16 protein-coding genes are annotated in these 16,911 nt (G+C 61.3%); 6 read left to right on the top strand and 10 right to left on the bottom strand.

Going from position 1 to position 16,911, the window contains the following annotated elements; translation table 11 throughout:
• Positions 1-17 precede the first annotated feature (17 nt).
• From pcaF to pcaR, 5 genes are all read right to left on the bottom strand, one after another.
• A complete protein-coding gene (gene pcaF, locus BFP92_RS07915; protein ID WP_170875831.1) occupies positions 18-1,220 on the bottom strand; it encodes a 3-oxoadipyl-CoA thiolase in 1,203 nt (400 codons plus the stop codon).
• Positions 1,217-1,996: a CoA-transferase subunit beta gene (locus tag BFP92_RS07910; RefSeq protein WP_065929038.1), complete on the bottom strand. Its 780-nt coding sequence runs from the start codon at positions 1,994-1,996 to the stop codon at positions 1,217-1,219. Before BFP92_RS07910 ends, pcaF begins: the two co-directional genes overlap by 4 nt.
• Positions 1,996-2,853: a CoA transferase subunit A gene (locus BFP92_RS07905; protein WP_065929037.1), complete on the bottom strand. Its 858-nt coding sequence runs from the start codon at positions 2,851-2,853 to the stop codon at positions 1,996-1,998. Before BFP92_RS07905 ends, BFP92_RS07910 begins: the two co-directional genes overlap by 1 nt.
• A gap of 295 nt (positions 2,854-3,148) precedes the next feature.
• Positions 3,149-4,489 carry a 4-hydroxybenzoate transporter PcaK gene (locus BFP92_RS07900; RefSeq protein WP_065929036.1) on the bottom strand — a complete coding sequence of 447 codons (1,341 nt, stop codon included), beginning with the start codon at positions 4,487-4,489 and terminating at the stop codon, positions 3,149-3,151.
• Positions 4,490-4,632: 143 nt separating this feature from the next.
• Positions 4,633-5,475, bottom strand: a complete 843-nt coding sequence (pcaR, locus tag BFP92_RS07895) for a pca regulon transcriptional regulator PcaR (protein ID WP_065929035.1) — start codon at positions 5,473-5,475, stop codon at positions 4,633-4,635.
• Between the two features lie 502 nt (positions 5,476-5,977).
• On the opposite strand from pcaR, the gene BFP92_RS07890 reads away from it, so the two are divergent.
• Together BFP92_RS07890 and BFP92_RS07885 are read left to right on the top strand one after the other, a co-directional pair.
• Positions 5,978-6,178 (top strand): hypothetical protein, encoded by a 201-nt coding sequence (locus BFP92_RS07890; RefSeq protein WP_003189295.1) that lies wholly within the window; start codon positions 5,978-5,980, stop codon positions 6,176-6,178.
• A 334-nt stretch (positions 6,179-6,512) separates the two neighbouring features.
• Entirely contained in the window at positions 6,513-7,988 is a 1,476-nt protein-coding gene (locus tag BFP92_RS07885) for an inorganic phosphate transporter (RefSeq protein ID WP_056857464.1), read from the top strand.
• A gap of 225 nt (positions 7,989-8,213) precedes the next feature.
• Here BFP92_RS07885 and ccoM read toward each other — a convergent pair whose 3' ends face one another.
• The 3 genes from ccoM to BFP92_RS07880 form a co-directional block, all read right to left on the bottom strand.
• A complete protein-coding gene (ccoM, locus tag BFP92_RS32335; RefSeq protein WP_017137226.1) occupies positions 8,214-8,330 on the bottom strand; it encodes a cytochrome c oxidase subunit CcoM in 117 nt (38 codons plus the stop codon).
• 143 nt (positions 8,331-8,473) lie between these two features.
• Entirely contained in the window at positions 8,474-8,635 is a 162-nt protein-coding gene (locus tag BFP92_RS31685; RefSeq protein ID WP_099485822.1) for a hypothetical protein, read from the bottom strand.
• Positions 8,636-8,736: 101 nt separating this feature from the next.
• Entirely contained in the window at positions 8,737-9,222 is a 486-nt protein-coding gene (locus BFP92_RS07880) for a lipocalin-like domain-containing protein (RefSeq protein WP_083221715.1), read from the bottom strand.
• A 158-nt stretch (positions 9,223-9,380) separates the two neighbouring features.
• Here BFP92_RS07880 and BFP92_RS07875 point away from each other — a divergent pair, with 158 nt between their 5' ends.
• The 3 genes from BFP92_RS07875 to BFP92_RS07865 all read left to right on the top strand — a co-directional run bounded on the left by BFP92_RS07875 (position 9,381) and on the right by BFP92_RS07865 (position 11,992).
• Positions 9,381-10,253 (top strand): LysR substrate-binding domain-containing protein, encoded by an 873-nt coding sequence (locus BFP92_RS07875; RefSeq protein WP_065929034.1) that lies wholly within the window; start codon positions 9,381-9,383, stop codon positions 10,251-10,253.
• Positions 10,254-10,343: 90 nt separating this feature from the next.
• Positions 10,344-10,814, top strand: coding sequence for a RidA family protein (locus BFP92_RS07870; RefSeq protein WP_065929033.1), 471 nt, complete (start codon positions 10,344-10,346; stop codon positions 10,812-10,814).
• Complete coding sequence (locus BFP92_RS07865) at positions 10,811-11,992, top strand: aminotransferase class V-fold PLP-dependent enzyme (RefSeq protein WP_065929032.1); 1,182 nt, start codon at positions 10,811-10,813, stop codon at positions 11,990-11,992. The genes BFP92_RS07870 and BFP92_RS07865 overlap by 4 nt, the downstream gene beginning before the upstream one ends.
• On the opposite strand, the gene BFP92_RS07860 is transcribed toward BFP92_RS07865, so the two are convergent.
• Entirely contained in the window at positions 11,989-12,330 is a 342-nt protein-coding gene (locus BFP92_RS07860) for an aspartate-semialdehyde dehydrogenase (protein WP_065929031.1), read from the bottom strand. The two genes, BFP92_RS07865 and BFP92_RS07860, sit on opposite strands and share 4 nt — an antisense overlap.
• 217 nt (positions 12,331-12,547) lie before the next feature.
• Here BFP92_RS07860 and rapA point away from each other — a divergent pair, with 217 nt between their 5' ends.
• The gene (rapA, locus tag BFP92_RS07855) at positions 12,548-15,394 is read left to right on the top strand and encodes an RNA polymerase-associated protein RapA (protein ID WP_065929030.1); all 2,847 of its coding nucleotides are present in this window, start codon (positions 12,548-12,550) and stop codon (positions 15,392-15,394) included.
• Positions 15,395-15,554: 160 nt separating this feature from the next.
• On the opposite strand, the gene BFP92_RS07850 is transcribed toward rapA, so the two are convergent.
• Positions 15,555-16,901 (bottom strand): spinster family MFS transporter, encoded by a 1,347-nt coding sequence (locus tag BFP92_RS07850; RefSeq protein ID WP_017137218.1) that lies wholly within the window; start codon positions 16,899-16,901, stop codon positions 15,555-15,557.
• Positions 16,902-16,911: the final 10 nt, after the last annotated feature.

The following is a 16,911-nucleotide window of genomic DNA, read 5'->3' as shown; positions in this document are numbered from 1 at the left end:
GGAGCAATCCTCTCTTATTAGACGCGTTCAATCGCCAGGGCCAGGCCTTGGCCGACGCCCACACACATGGTCGCCAGGCCTTTGCGGCCGCCGGTTTTCTCCAACTGATGCAGCGCCGTCAGCACCAACCGCGCGCCGCTCATGCCCAGCGGGTGGCCAAGGGCGATGGCGCCGCCGTTCGGGTTGACCTGCGCGGCATCGTCGGCGATCCCCAGTTCACGCAACACCGCCAGGCCTTGGCTGGCGAAGGCTTCGTTGAGTTCGATCACGTCAAAGTCGGTGACCGCCAACCCCAGGCGCTCCACCAGTTTGCGCACCGCCGGCACCGGGCCGATGCCCATCACACGCGGCGCAACCCCGGCGCTGGCCATGCCCAACACGCGTGCGCGGGCGGTGAGGCCGTGCTTTTTGACCGCTTCGGCAGACGCCAGAATCAACGCCGCCGCGCCATCATTCACGCCCGACGCATTGCCGGCGGTGACGGTTTTATCCGGGCCATTGACCGGCTTGAGTTTGGCCAGGGCCTCCAGGGTGGTGTCGCGTGGATGCTCGTCGTGCTCCACCACGGTTTCGCCTTTTTTATGGGCGACGCGCACCGGCACGATTTCTTCAGCAAAGAACCCTGCGGCTTGTGCGGCAGCGGTGCGTTGCTGGCTGCGCAGGGCGAAGGCGTCCTGATCGGCGCGGGACACGTTGTAGTCGTCGGCGACGTTATCGGCGGTTTGCGGCATCGCATCCACGCCGTATTGGGCCTTCATCAACGGGTTGATAAAGCGCCAGCCGATGGTGGTGTCTTCCAGCTTCATGTTGCGTGAAAACGCCGCGTCAGCCTTGCCCATCACAAATGGCGCACGGGACATCGACTCGACGCCACCGGCAATCGCCAGCTCCATTTCGCCGCTGGCGATGGCGCGAAAGGCCGTGCCGATCGCGTCCATGCCCGAGGCGCACAGGCGGTTGAGGGTCACGCCCGGAATGCTGTCCGGCAAGCCCGCCAACAGCAACGCCATACGCGCGACGTTGCGGTTGTCTTCACCGGCCTGGTTGGCGCAACCAAGGAATACTTCGTCGACCGCGCTCCAGTCCACCGACGGGTTGCGCTCGATCAGCGCCTTGATCGGCAAGGCTGCCAAGTCATCGGCGCGCACCGTGGACAAACCACCGCCGAAACGGCCGATGGGCGTGCGGATGGCATCACAGATAAAGACGTCGCGCATCAGGCTTCTCCCGGTGCTTGGCCGTGGGCAGCGGCAGTGCGCGCTTCGAGATCACGCAGGGCAGTCAGCTCAACGTCGGTCGGCTCGGCGGTGGTGCTCACGTGGTCGGCAAAACGAACCGCCCAACCAGTGGCCGCCACCACTTGCTCACGGGTGACGCCAGGGTGCAGCGCGGTGACCACGAACTCATGACTGCCCTCCTCCGGCTCCATGATGCACAGGTCGGTAATAATCCCTACAGGGCCGGCGCCAGGCAGGCCCAGGCGTTTGCGTGAGTCACCGCCTTCGCCGTGGCCGACCGAGGTGATGAAGTCCAGCTTGTCGACAAACGAACGCGCCGACTGCTTGAGGATGATCAACACGCTCTTGGCGGAGCCGGCAATCTCCGGCGCGCCACCGGCACCCGGCAGGCGCACTTTGGGTTGGTGATAGTCGCCCACCACGGTGGTGTTGATATTGCCGAAACGGTCGACCTGAGCGGCGCCGAGAAAGCCGACGTCAATGCGCCCGCCTTGCAGCCAGTAGCGAAAAATCTCACCGGTCGGCACGACCGTGTCGGCGGTTTCCGCCAGTTCGCCGTCACCGATGGACAGCGGCAATACGCTTGGCTTGGCGCCAATCGGGCCGGATTCGTAAATCAGCACCACGTCCGGCGACGAGGTCAGGCGTGCCAGGTTGGCGGCCTTGGAAGGCAAGCCGATGCCGACAAAGCACACCGAGCCGTTCTTGAGGCGGCGCGCGGCGGCGACGGTCATCATTTCATTGGTCGAGTAAGCCATTACTTGGCCTCCTGCGCGTGGGTCAGCTTGGCCTGGAATTCACTGAAGTCAGCGGTGCCGTGGATGTATTCGTCGATCCATGCGGTAAAAGTCCCACGGTCACGGGCGATTGGGTCCCACGCCTGATAGAAACGGTTGTCGCGCTCGTTGTAGCCGTGGGCGTAGGACGGATGTGCGCCACCGGGCACGTGGCATACCGCGGTCAGGGCCCAGGTCGGCAATACGCAGCTGTTCATCGGTGCATTCAGGTCATCGACGATTTCTTCGACGGTGACGATGCAACGCTTGGCCGCCAGGGCCGCTTCCTTCTGCACACCGAGAATGCCCCAGAGCAGCACGTTGCCCTTGCGGTCGGCCTTTTGTGCGTGGATCACGGTGATGTCCGGGCGCACCGACGGCACCGCCGCCAGCACTTCGCCGGTGAATGGGCAGGTCACGGTCTTGATCAGCGGGTTGACCTTGGGCAGGTCGGAGCCGGCGTAGGCGCGCAGCACCGCAAACGGCAGGCCGGAGGCACCGGCGACGTAGGCATTGGCCAGGTCGGCGTGGCTGTGTTCTTCGATCTCCAGCGGCTGCGGCCATTGTTTTTCGACCGCATCACGCAGGCGATGCAGGGAACCCACGCCCGGGTTGCCGCCCCAGGAGAAAATCAATTTGCGCGCGCAGCCGGCACCGATCAACTGGTCGTAGATCAGGTCAGGCGTCATGCGCACCAGCGTCAGGTCTTTCTTGCCCTGACGAATGATTTCATGACCCGCTGCCGTAGGAATCAGATGGGTGAAGCCTTCGAGGGCGACGGTATCGCCGTCGTTCACGAAGCGCTTGACCGCATCACGCAGGGTGAGAATTTCAGCCATGGGGTTGGGCTCCCGGTGTTGATCGAAAAAGGCGCTGAGGTGGCGCCGAAGTGCTTGAAGATTAAGCCGGGCAAATGGGCCAAACAATCCGATAATCGACTCAGCGTTCGATTATCGAACAGATTGTTGTCTAGCTAATCTTTTGCCAAAACTCGATCAGTCTGAGGGTTTGGCTTATGTGGGAGCTGGCTTGCCTGCGATGCAGACACCTCGGTCTGTCAGGTAAACCGTGGTGATGCAATCGCAGGCAAGCCAGCTCCCAAACAATTTAGCGCCCACTTGAATCGCGCGGGTATCAGGTAGCATCCGCATGGCTGACCATGCCCTTGATCACCACAGCAGCCGTGGCCAACGCCGCCGGAATCACCAACGCCGTCAGCACCTGCTCGAAGTTCCAGCCCAGGCCCAGCAAGGTGGCGCCCATCCACGCGCCGAGGATCGCGCCGAAGCGGCCGATGCCAAGCATCCACGACACACCGGTGGCGCGGCCCTGGGTCGGGTAGAAGCGTGCAGCGAGGGACGGCATGGCCGATTGCGCGCCGTTGACGCACATCCCGGCGATCAACACCAAGGTCGCCAATAGCGTGATATTGCCCAGACTCTGCCCCACGGCGTAGGCAAACACCCCGGCCAGCAGGTAGAAGGTGCCGATGACCTTGTGAGGGTTGAAGCGGTCCATCGCCCAGCCCACGCCGACCGCACTGAGCACGCCGCCAAACTGGAACAACGCGCCGATAAAGGCGGCCTGTTCCATGCTGGCGCCGCTGTCGCGCATCAGGGTCGGCAGCCAACTGGTCAGCAGGTAAACAATCACCAGGCCCATAAAGTAGGTGAGCCACAGCAGCAAGGTGCCGGCGCTGTAGGTGCCGGAGAAAATCACCGCAAACACGCTGCGGGCCTTGACGGTTTTTTGCTCGGGCACGCTGAAGCTGCTCGCCTGGGCAACAATCGTGGGTTCAATGGGAGACAAGGTTTTACGCACCTTGTCGGTGCCGCGATTGCGCACCACCAGGTAACGCGCCGATTCCGGCAGCCAGACCAGCAGCACCACCGCCAGGATCAACGGCAGGATGCCGCCGATCAGCAACAGGCTATGCCAGCCGAACGCCGGGATCAGCTTGGCCGAGATAAACCCGCCGCCGGCCATGCCCAGGTTGAAACCGCAGAACATGCTGGTCACCAGCAACGATTTGTGGCGCTCGGGGGTGTATTCGGACAGCAGCGTCGTGGCGTTCGGCATTCCCGCGCCCAGGCCCAGCCCGGTCAGAAAGCGCAGCACCAGCAGTTGGTCGACGTTAGTGCTGTAGGCCGAAGCCAGGCTGAATGCGCCAAACACCAACACCGCACTCACCAGCACCACTTTGCGCCCGAAACGGTCCGCCAGCGGGCCGGAACCGAGTGCGCCGAAAACCATGCCGATCAGCGCGGCGCTCATCACCGGGCCGAGGCTGGCGCGGTCGATACCCCAATCCTGGGACAACGCCGGCGCAATAAAGCCCATGGCGGCGGTGTCGAGGCCGTCGAGGAAGACAATCAGGAAACACAGGATCACCACACGCCACTGGTAGCGCGACAGTGGCTGGGCGTTGATAAAGGACTGCACGTCCAGGGTGGTACCGACAGAAGGCTGATTCATTATTTTTATTCCACACCGATGGCGGGCTAACGACCTGGGGTCGTCATTATTATTGGCGGCTCTTCAGAGCGCTGCCGCACAGTAATAAGTCGGGGGAAACAGCGTCAATTGATCAAGCCGGGATCTGTGCGGTCACCGAACACTTAGGCAAACAGTTGCGCACTCAGCTCGCGGCTGGCGCTGAGCATGCTCGGCAGGAAACGCTGTTCCAGCTCGCTGCGGCTGACGCGTCCGGCGTGGGTGCTGACATTGAGCGCGGCCAACACCTGGCCGGACGCGTCGTACACCGGCACGGCGATGGAGCGCAGGCCCTGTTCCAGCTCCTGATCGACGATGCACCAGCCCTGCTGACGCACTTGTTGCAGGCATTCGAACAAGGCTTCGGGTGTGGTCAGGGTGCGGCTGGTCTTGGTTTGCAGCTCGGCGTGGTCGAGATAGTCCTTGAGCGAGGCATCGTCCAGCGCCGCCAGGAGGATGCGCCCCATCGATGTGCAATACGCCGGCAAACGCCCGCCCACCGACAGGTCCACCGAGATCAGGCGCTGGGTAGTGGCCGAGCGGGCGATATACAGGATGTCGTCGCCTTCCAGGGTCGCCATGTTGCAAGCCTCGTGCAATTGCTCGCTCATACGGTCCAGGTACGGCTGGGCCGATACGGCCAATGGCGTGGAGGACAAATACGCATGCCCCAGGGTCAGGACTTTGGGCAGCAGTGAATAGGTGCGCCCATCGGTGGTGGCATAACCGAGTTTGATCAAGGTGTGCAGGCAACGGCGCACGGCGGCGCGCGGGATTTCGGTGCGATGGCTGATCTGGGCGATGGTCAGGTGGCGCTTGCGCTCCTGAAATGCCTGCACCACCGCCAGGCCTCGGGCCAGGGAGGTCATGAAGTCCGGATCACCGGTAAACGCCTGGATACGTTTGGCCGGTGAAGCCACGATCGGCGGCGCCACTGACGCGAAGGAGTTGCGCAATTGATCGTTCATTTCAAGGGTCCTTTCTCTTGTTTTCAACCGCTGGGAGGGTTGGCCGCCATTACAAGCCGGGCCGGTCGGGATGTACAAGGCGGCGCCCGCAACATTGGGCGATTATCGGACGATCATGCGATTATCGCAATTCTCCTGGTGGAACCCGAAAGCCGAGATGACCACTACAGTAATGCGCCCAATGCCCAGGACTCACACCGCCATGTAACAAAAGCCTCACACGAAGTTGACGCTTTTTAACTTAATGCTGATAGTTTTATTCAAACGCGCCGCTATAATGCAGCTTGTGCAGAGGTCAGCCCGGTTTCTTTATCATCGGGAGTGGAGCTCACCAGGCGATGCGCATTGCAGGCATCACCGGTCACACATACCTGTTTATAAGATCTGCCCTTTGGTCCTTTTCAAACTTGAATGGTTTTACTGTTCAATTTCAAACAACCCGAGGACGACTTTCAGGCATGACGCTGCACCGTCAATACACTCAACTTAATTAGGTAATACTGTGACGAAAGACGAACTGCGCGCGGAACTTGAGCGCCAGGAACAACGTTACAAGGACGTTTACGGCGGGGAAGTCACCACCTACGCCGCGCAACCTGAACCCGAGCGCAAACCCTGGCGCAAACGGGCCAGTTTGCTGGATCAGGCATTTGCCCAGGAAATTCAAAAGATTGAACAGGAACTCAAAACCGAAGAGCCATAAGCCCTTCGCTCAGAGTTTCCAGGGTTTTGCTGTCTCTGCTGGCTCACCGCCAGCGGAGGGCACCGCGCATTGACACACCATTGGTCAGCGTCCTGCTGCAGCCAACGAAATTTCATACAAATGTTTCTGACATGACGTTTGCATGACAAATCCGTGTCTTTTCGACCCCGCACTTTATAAATCAAAGACTTGCCAAAGCCCCGAAAACCCTGGGATGCGCCGCGTTGCCCGGTATTTTTTCAGTGAAGATTGTTACCGATGAGCAGCTAATGCATCGATTACTGAGGTTTTCTGGCATAATCGCGCCCCCTTACGACCGGGTCAGAAAACCTTCATGATCGATTTATTCAGCGGACTGGATGCTTGGGTTCTAGTGAGCCTGTTGCTCGCCCTGGCCTTTGTCCTCGCCTTCGAGTTCATCAATGGCTTTCATGACACCGCTAACGCGGTGGCCACAGTCATCTACACCAAAGCCATGCCGCCGCATCTGGCCGTGTTCTTCTCCGGGGTGTTCAACTTCCTCGGCGTGTTGCTCGGTGGTGTGGGTGTCGCCTACGCCATCGTGCACTTGCTGCCGGTGGAGTTGCTGATCAATGTGAACACCGGCCATGGCCTGGCAATGGTCTTCTCTTTATTGGCAGCAGCGATCACCTGGAACCTGGGCACCTGGTACTTCGGTATCCCGGCCTCCAGCTCCCATACCTTGATCGGCTCGATCCTCGGTGTCGGCCTGGCCAATGCCCTGATCAACGATATCCCCTTGGCTGACGGTGTGAACTGGCAGAAAGCCATCGATATCGGCGCTTCCCTGGTGTTCTCGCCGATGGCCGGTTTCCTGGTCGCAGCCCTGGTGCTGATCGGCCTGAAGTGGTGGCGCCCACTGTCGAAAATGCACAAGACCCCGGACCAGCGCCGCAAGCTCGACGACAAGAAGCACCCACCGTTCTGGAACCGTCTGGTATTGGTGATCTCGGCCATGGCCGTGAGCTTCGTGCACGGCTCCAACGATGGCCAGAAGGGCATCGGCCTGATCATGCTGGTGCTCATCGGTATCGTACCGGCGCAGTTCGTACTCGACCTGGGCAGCACCACTTACCAGATTGAACGTACTCGCGACGCTACTGTGCACTTGAGCCAGTTCTACGAGCGCAATAACGCCACCCTCGGTGAGTTCCTGGCACTGGGCAAAAGCGTCAAGGACGACCTGCCGGGCAAGTTCCAGTGCAACCCGCAGCAGACCGAACCGACCATCAATGCGTTGATGGACACCTTGAAAGGCGTTTCCGACTACCACTCGCTGACTGCCGAGCACCGCATTGAAGTGCGCCGCTACCTGCTGTGCCTGGACGACACCGCGAAGAAAGTCGGCAAGCTGCCGGGCCTGGATGCGCGTGAGAAGTCCGACCTGGACAAGCTGCGCAAAGACTTGACCGCCACCACCGAATACGCCCCGTTCTGGGTGATCCTCGCCGTCGCACTGGCCCTGGGCCTGGGCACCATGGTGGGCTGGAAGCGTGTGGTACTGACCATCGGTGAGAAGATCGGCAAGCAAGGCATGACCTACGCTCAAGGCATGTCGGCGCAAATCACAACGGCGAGCATGATTGGCCTGGCCAACATCTTCAGCCTGCCGGTGTCGACGACCCACGTGTTGTCATCCGGCGTGGCCGGCACCATGGTCGCCAACAAAAGCGGGCTGCAAGGTGGCACGGTGAAGACCATCCTGATGGCCTGGGTGTTGACCTTGCCGGCAACCGTGGGCCTGTCGGCCGGGTTGTTCTGGCTGGCGTCCAAGGCATTGGGTAGCTGATAGGCTGCGGCTTTTTTATCTACAGATCATTCCCACGCTCCGCGTGGGAATGCAGCCCTGGACGCTCCGCGTCTGCTCTTAAAGGCGTGACGCGGAGCGTCACATGAGGCATTCCCACGCGGAGCGTTGGAACGATCATCTGCACAACACATTAAATAGCAGGCAAAAAAAAGGGCGACCGAAGTCGCCCAAAATGCCTTGCGTGCTCATGTAACCCGGAAGAACTTACGGTTCTTTACGCTTATTAGCGTCCTTCCAGATAAAAATCCCGAACCCTACAAAAAACAGCACCATGAGGCTGACAGTCAGCACCCCGGCAAATACCACATTATCGAAAAACATGACCGGCCTCCTGCTCATGCCCTGTTGCGATAGGGCTAAGTTAATGGAGAAGGCGGATTGGAAAATTGACGGGGATCAATGTCGCCCGCAACGGGGCGTAAAGAAGGGCAATAACTGACCTGCATCAACAGATGCAGGTTGTTTCAACGCTTTTTCGGTTTGTTCTTCGACTTCTTCCTGGTCTTGCCTAAAGGCATCGCCTGTTCAAACGCCTGGCGCACTTCGTTCAGGCGCTTGTCATTCAGGTCATGCACACGCTTGGCGCGTTCAGCATTCAGGTCAATCAGCTTGTCGTCATCACTCATGGCTGGGCATACGTCGTGGCGGGAATGGCTCAATAATGCGGCCTCTCCCGCTCGACGGCAAATACCAGAATGAAAATCCCCGTACTTCCCTCTCCTGGCGCTTATTTATCCCGCTCAAAGGTAATGATGGAACGGGTAGTCCCCGGCCAATTCGGCATTTGGCGCCAGGGCGTCAGCACTTCCAGGGTGTTGCCCCTGACCTGAAAATCACGGCATTGCACCGTCCCCACCCACGCCGGATTCCAGGCAGAATCAACCTCTGTGCACCATTGATTGCCCTCGACCCGCTCAATACCGGTATAAGCCACCAGCGTATTCAACAGCACTGATTTTTCAGCGTCGGAAGTGCCGGGCTTTCTTCCCTCGCCGGTCAACACGAAAGCCACTCGATGATCCGCGGTAAAAATAACGCGCCCGGAAGGACGGCTGCCCATTGCCGGGATTTTCTCGCGGGTATCCTGGGATTCAACCTGATAGCCGACCAGCTTCCAGGCCCCCACCAGCGGTGACTCATTCGCTGCGGCGCCCGCGCAAAGGCCCATTGAAACAGCCAACCCGATCACATTGGCCTTTATAAGGTTTTTCATCGCTCTACCGTCTCAAAAAAGACACAGAGCTTTGCGTACAGCTGCCCGGGGAGATGTAGGGCATATCCCCAAACTACGACAGGAGAATCTGCGGGCGACAAAAGGAAGCACATCGCCCAAAATCGACACTTTCCCACTTACCCTGTAGGCGCACTCAGTTGGCACTGCACAATGACCTTCCGCCGCTGCTGGCCCTGCGCGCTTTTGAGGCGGTGGCGCGGCACTTGAGTTTTATCAAGGCCGCCAATGAGTTGTCGGTTACCCAGAGCGCACTCAGCCACCAGGTGCAAAAGCTCGAACAGTATCTGGGCAAACCACTGTTTATCCGACGCACCCGCGCGATTGATCTGACCACCGACGGCCAACACTACTACGACGAAATTCGCCCGGCCCTCGGCATGATTGCCGCCGCCACCCGCGCGCAGAAAGTCGCCCCCACGACCACAGTCCTGCGCGTAGGCCTGCTCGCCTCGTTTGCCACTCTGTGGCTGGCCCCGCGCCTGGCCGGGTTTCTCAATCGTTATCCGCATATCCAGGTGGAACTGCTGCCGGCGATTCAATTAGCCAATGTCGCCGCCGCCGAGGTCGACCTGGCCATTCGTTATGGCAAGGGCGACTGGCCCGATGTACAGGCCACGCGCTTGATGGCGGAAGTCATTTCACCGGTGTGCAGCCCGGCCTTCAAGGCCAGCCAACTGCACAACGCGCCCTTGTTGATGGCCACCTCGCACCGCCCTTTCGAGTGGACGGATTGGTCGGCGCACTATCAGGTCAACCTCGACCACCACCCCCGCGTGCTGCTGCACGATTACAACATCGTGGTTGAGGCCGCCGTGGCTGGCCAAGGCATCGCCATGGGCCGTCATCGCCTGATAGCGCGCAGGCTCCAGGACGGCAGCCTGGTGGAAGCCTTTGACTGGCCGCGCTATCACAGTGAAATCGGCTACTGGCTGATCGCCGCCCAAGGCCCGGCCAGCGAAGCCGTCGAATGTTTCAGCGCCTGGCTAAAGGAAGCTTGTTGCGACACTTGAGTTATTTCGATACGTCCCGTGAGATCTATCCGTTTGTCGCCCCTCACTGCGTCCAACATGCTCACCCCTCTTCACCCAAGAGGATTGAACATGAGCGACTCCATCCGCCAACGCGTACTAGCCCTTGGCCTGACGCTGCCAACTCCCAGCCAACCCGCAGCCAACTACATCAACCACGTCACCAGCCAGAACCAGCTGTTTATTTCCGGGCAAATTCCAATGCTCGACGGTAAACCTGCCTACATCGGCCGGCTGGGCGAATCCCTCAGCGATGAAGAAGGCGCCCAGGCGGCAGAGCTGGCGGCGTTGGGGTTGCTCGGCCAGTTAAGCGCTGCCGTCGGCGATGACCTGTCGCGTGTAGTGCGCATTCTCCGCTTGGGTGTGTTCATCGCCAGCAGCGGCGATTTCACGCGCCAAAGCGGGGTTGCCAATGGCGCATCCAATCTGCTGGTGAATGCCTTGGGCGACAAAGGCCGGCATGTGCGCACCGCCGTCGGTGTGTCGAGCCTGCCCGCCGGCGTCGCCGTGGAGGTGGACGCAATTTTCGAGCTGCTGTCGTGAGCCCGCTGCAAGTCCAGGACCTGCGCGACGCCACACCCGGCTGCCATTCGGGCATCGTGCACTTCAACCATGCCGGTGCGTCGCTGCCGAGCCAAGCCACACTCGACGCGATCTTCGACCAGTTGCAGCGCGAAGCCCGCGATGGCCCGATGGAAGCCGGCGAGCATGGCGCGATCCTGGTGGAAAAAGCCCGGCGCGCAGCTGGACAATTGCTCAATGCGCCCGCCGCCTCGATGGCCTTTGCCAGCAGCGGCTCAACCGCCTGGAGCATGGCGTTCCAGGCTTTGGGGCCGTGGCAGCCCGGCGACCGCATCCTGGTGGGCCGCCATGAATGGGGCGGCAACCTGGCGAGTATGCAGTTGGCCGTGCAAGCGGGTGCACATGTGGAGGTCATTCCCTGCGATGCGACCGGCGCAGTCTGCCCGCTGGCGCTGGAAGCGATGATTGATACCAACGTCAAGCTGATCGACCTGACCTGGCTGCCGGCCAATGGCGGCCTGATCAACCCGGCCCAGGCCATCGGCGAAGTGGCCAGGCGCTACGCAATCCCCTACTTCATCGACGCCGGCCAGGCGGTCGGCCAGTTGCCGGTGGATGTGCAGGCGCTGCACTGCGATGTGCTCAAGTCCGCCGGGCGTAAACACCTGCGCGGGCCGCGTGGCACGGCGCTGTTGTATGTGCGGCCGGACTTTCTGCAACGCCTGAACCCCGCCCAGCGCGACGTGTTCTCGGCGCCCTGGACCGCTCAAGGGTTCGACCTGCGTAACGATGCCCGCCGCTTTGAAACCAGCGAAGTGTCCTACGCCTTATTGGCGGGGTTGGGCAATGCGTTGCAGGAAATCAACCGACTGGGCGTGGAGCGGACATGGGAAAGGGTCCTGCAGCTCAGTGGACGAATCCGCGACGCGCTGCGTCAGATTCCGGGCGTTTCCCTGCACGATCTGGGCACGGCTCACTCCGGCCTGGTCGCCTTCAACCTCGCCGGCTGGGAGGCGTTTGAACTCAAACGTCGGCTGGGACTGAAGCGCATCAACATCGGCGCCAACGGCGTGGCCTACACGCCGCTGGATATGCAGGCGCGGGGGCTTACAGGCATCGCGCGGGTTTCCGTCAGCCCGCTCAACACCGAACACGACATCGAGTTGCTGATCGCCGCGCTGCGCGAGTTGCGCGATTAAACCTCGACGTCCACCCACAAACCCTGGCGCGGCGCGTCTTCGATCAGCGGCGCCACCGGTACCGTGTTGTCGGCGTTGAGCTCATCGCCAGGGACCGCCAGATGCGCCTCGGGGTCTGCATCCGCTTCGCGCCGGCGTTTCTGTTGCTCCTGCTGACGGCGTTGTTCTTCGCGCAACAGCAGGGTCGACTGCTCGGCATCGCCCTTTTTCAGGTCGATGGTGCTTTCGTTCGAGCCGGCCTGCACGGGCACCACGGGCGGGATGTCCGGCTTCTGGCGCACCGGATCAAGTTGCGACGTGACCGGCACAACGCTCAAGGGCAGTATGGGTGGCAGCATGGTTTTTAGTCTCCTGTTGCGCAGACTGTCGGCTGCGGGAGGGACGACTTGAGTGCCAAGCCCCCAACTTGTGAACCAATCGTCATCTATCCGACGAACCTATCGCCCTTTTTCTTGCCGCTTGTAGCTTAAAGCATGAAGCTGCACCTATTCCTTTTGGTCTGGAAGCCGTGTTCCGTTAGAATAGTCGGCTTTTTCACGGCGGGAGTCAGGCAGCATGGCGCAGCAGTATCAACCGGGGCAACGCTGGATTAGTGACAGCGAAGCAGAGCTGGGGTTAGGCACCGTTCTGGCACAGGACGGGCGCTTGTTGACCGTGCTCTATCCGGCCACTGGCGACACTCGTCAGTATGCGCTACGGAATGCGCCCCTCACTCGTGTGAGGTTTTCGCCGGGTGACAGCATCACCCATTTCGAAGGCTGGAAAATGACCGTACAGGAAGTCGACGACGTCGATGGCCTGCTGGTCTACCACGGCCTTAACGGGCAGAACGAGCAAGTCACCCTGCCGGAAACCCAACTGTCGAACTTTATCCAGTTCCGCCTGGCCAGCGACCGTCTGTTCGCCGGGCAGATCGACCCGCTGGCCTGGTTCTCGCTGCGCTATCACACGCTGGAACACACCAGCCGTCAGTTGCAGTCCTCGCTGTGGGGCCTGGGCGGCGTGCGTGCGCAACCTATTGCTCACCAACTGCACATTGCCCGTGAAGTCGCTGACCGTATCGCGCCACGGGTATTGCTGGCCGACGAAGTGGGCCTGGGCAAGACCATCGAAGCGGGCCTTGTGATCCATCGCCAGCTGCTGTCGGGGCGCGCCAACCGCGTACTGATCCTGGTGCCGGAAAACCTCCAGCACCAGTGGCTGGTGGAAATGCGCCGTCGCTTCAACCTGCAGGTTGCGCTGTTCGACGAAGAACGTTTTATCGAAAGCGATGCCGCCAACCCGTTCGAAGACACCCAGCTGGCGCTGGTGGCTCTGGAATGGCTGGTGGACGACGAAAAGGCCCAGGACGCGCTGTTCGCCGCCGGCTGGGACCTGCTGGTGGTCGACGAAGCCCACCACCTGGTCTGGCATGAAGAAAAAGCCAGCCCGGAATACGCGCTGGTCGAGCAACTGGCCGAAGTGATCCCAGGCGTGCTGCTGCTGACCGCCACTCCGGAACAACTGGGCCAGGACAGCCACTTCGCGCGCCTGCGCCTGTTGGACCCGAACCGCTTCCACGACCTGCACGCCTTCCGCGCCGAAAGCGAGAACTATCGCCCGGTGGCCGAAGCGGTGCAGGAATTGCTGGACAAGGGCCGCCTGTCGCCAAAAGCGCACAAGACCATCCAGGGTTTCCTCGGTGACGAAGGTGAAGCACTGCTCACCGCCGTCAACGATGGCGACACCGAAGCCAGCGCACGCCTGGTGCGTGAGCTGCTCGACCGCCACGGCACCGGCCGCGTACTGTTCCGTAATACCCGCGCCGCCGTGCAGGGTTTTCCGGAGCGCAAGCTGCACGCTTACCCGCTGCCGAACCCGGACGAATACCTCGAACTGCCGCTGGGCGAACACGCCGAGCTGTACCCGGAAGTCAGCTTCCAGTCGCAGCCGGATGTTGAAGAAGAAAACCGCTGGTGGCGTTTCGACCCGCGCGTCGAGTGGCTGATAGACCAGCTGAAAATGCTCAAGCGCACCAAAGTGCTGGTGATCTGCGCCCACGCCGAAACCGCCATGGACCTGGAAGACGCCCTGCGCGTGCGCTCCGGCATCCCGGCCACAGTGTTCCACGAGGGCATGAACATCCTCGAGCGTGACCGCGCCGCTGCCTACTTTGCAGACGAAGAGTTCGGCGCCCAGGTGCTGATCTGCTCGGAAATCGGCAGTGAAGGTCGCAACTTCCAGTTCTCCCACCACTTGGTGCTGTTCGACCTGCCGTCCCACCCGGACCTGCTGGAACAGCGGATCGGCCGTCTGGACCGGATCGGCCAGAAGCATGTGATCGAGCTGCACGTGCCGTACCTGGAAACCAGCCCGCAAGAACGGCTGTTCCAGTGGTACCACGAAGCGCTGAACGCGTTCCTCAACACCTGCCCGACCGGCAACGCCTTGCAGCATCAGTTCGGCCCGCGCCTGCTGCCGCTGCTGGAAAACGCCGACGACGGCGAGTGGCAAGCCCTGATCGACGAAGCCCGTGCCGAGCGCGAGCGTCTGGAACAGGAACTGCACACCGGTCGCGACCGCCTGCTGGAGCTCAACTCCGGCGGCGCGGGTGAAGGCGATGCGCTGGTGGAAGACATTCTTGAGCAAGACGACCAGTTCGCCCTGCCGATCTACATGGAAACCCTGTTCGACGCCTTCGGCATCGACAGCGAAGACCATTCGGAAAACGCCCTGATCTTGAAGCCCAGCGAAAAAATGCTCGACGCCAGCTTCCCCCTCGGCGACGACGAAGGTGTGACCATCACCTACGACCGTAACCAGGCGCTGTCGCGTGAAGACATGCAGTTCATCACTTGGGAACACCCGATGGTGCAAGGCGGCATGGACCTGGTGCTGTCCGGCTCGATGGGCAACACCGCCGTGGCGCTGATCAAGAACAAGGCGCTCAAGCCGGGCACCGTGTTGCTCGAACTGCTCTACGTCAGCGAAGTGGTGGCACCGCGCGCGCTGCAACTGGGTCGTTACTTGCCGCCGGCGGCGCTGCGCTGCCTGCTGGACACCAACGGCAATGACCTGTCTGGTCGTGTGTCGTTTGAAACCCTCAATGACCAGCTGGAAAGCGTGCCACGCGCCAGCGCCAACAAGTTCGTGCAGGCCCAGCGCGATCAACTCACGCCACGCATCAATGCCGGCGAAGAGAAGATCACCCCGCGCCACGCCGAGCGTGTGGCCGAGGCTAAACGCCGTCTGGCAGCCGACACCGACGAAGAACTGGCGCGCCTGACCGCGTTGCAAGCGGTCAACCCGACCGTGCGCGACAGCGAGCTGGTGGCGCTGCGCAACCAGCGCGAGCAAGGCCTGGCCATGCTCGACAAGGCGGCGCTGCGGTTGGAGGCCATTCGGGTGTTGGTAGCGGGTTGATAACCGCCCTGCCCTGCTAAAGAAGAAGGCCCGCGCAATGCGGGCCTTTGATCGTTCCCACGCTCTGCGTGGGAATGCCGCCCTGGACGCTCTGCGTCCGCTCCTAGAAGCATGACGCAGAGCGTCACAGGATGCATTCCCACGCGGAGCGTGGGAACGATCAAGCTACAGCGGCAGCAGCCGGCACCTCCACCGCCCCCAGCCCATCCTTCATCTTCTTGGCATCGCGTACAAAACTGCGTGAGGCCTGGAACAGAAACAACATGGTCAAGAACAGCGCCACCGGAATCAGGTACATGGCGTCGTGCAACCCCACCGCTTTATACGCCTCGGTCATCTGCGAGGCGCCATCGGCATACATTGCCGAATGGGCAAAATGATCAGACAGGCCGCCCACCACCACCGGCCCCATGCCACCGCCCAGCAAGTACAAGCCGGCAAAAAACAGTGCCATCGCCGTGGCGCGCAGGCGCGGCTCAACCACGTCCTGGATCGCCGTGTACACGCAGGTGTAGAAGTTATAGGCAAACAACCAGCCCACACTGAACAGCGCCACAAACACGCCAATCTCAATGCGCCCCGCGTGCAAGGCCCAGGCAGTGGTAATGGTCGAGATAATCAGGCTGCACGCGGCAAACAGCAGCCGGCCGTTGGCGACCCGCTGATGGATCTTGTCGGCAATCCAACCGCCCAGGGTCAGGCCCACCAGCCCGGTGATGCCGACGATCACGCCGGTGGCCACTGCGGCGTCCTGCAACGGCATCAGGAAATAGCGCTGCAACATCGGCACCAGGAACGAGTTGCACGCATAGGTGGCGAAGTTAAAGCACAACCCGGCCAGCACCAGCCACAGGAAGGTCGGTACCGCCAGAACGCGACGAATCGGGCGGTCGACGCGTTCCTGGGAGACTTGCACGGTTTCCGCCGCGCCGCGCTTGGGTTCCTTGATATAGAACATGAAGATCGCGAGGATCAGCCCCGGCACAGCCGCGATAAAGAACGGTGCGCGCCAGCTGTCGAACGCCTTGACCATCGCGCCAATGGTGAAGAACGCCAGCAGCAGGCCCAACGGCAGGCCCAGCATGAAAATACCCATGGCCCGGGCGCGGCGGTGGGCGGGAAACAGGTCGCCGATCAGCGAATTGGCCGCCGGCGCATAGCTGGCTTCACCGATGCCGATGCCCATGCGCACCAGCAAAAAGGTCCAGAAGCTGCCGACCATGCCGTTGACCGCCGTCAGCCCGCTCCAGGCAAACAAGCCCCAGCCCATCAGTTTGCTGCGTGAACCGGTATCGGCCAGGCGCCCGAGCGGCAGGCCGGCGATGGCGTAAACGATGGTGAAGGCGGTGCCGATGATACCGAGCTGGAAGTCGCTCAAATGCCATTCCATGCGGATTGGCTCGATGATGATGGCGGGGATGGTGCGGTCGAAAAAATTGAACAGGTTGGCGAGAAACAGCAGGAACAGAATGCGCCAGGCATTCGCCGCTTGGGTCGAGTTCTGCATGGGTCCGTCT

This window comes from Pseudomonas sp. 58 R 3, from assembly GCF_900006605.1.
Classification (GTDB): domain Bacteria; phylum Pseudomonadota; class Gammaproteobacteria; order Pseudomonadales; family Pseudomonadaceae; genus Aquipseudomonas; species Aquipseudomonas salomonii.
This window is presented reverse-complemented; position numbering and strand designations above follow the sequence as displayed.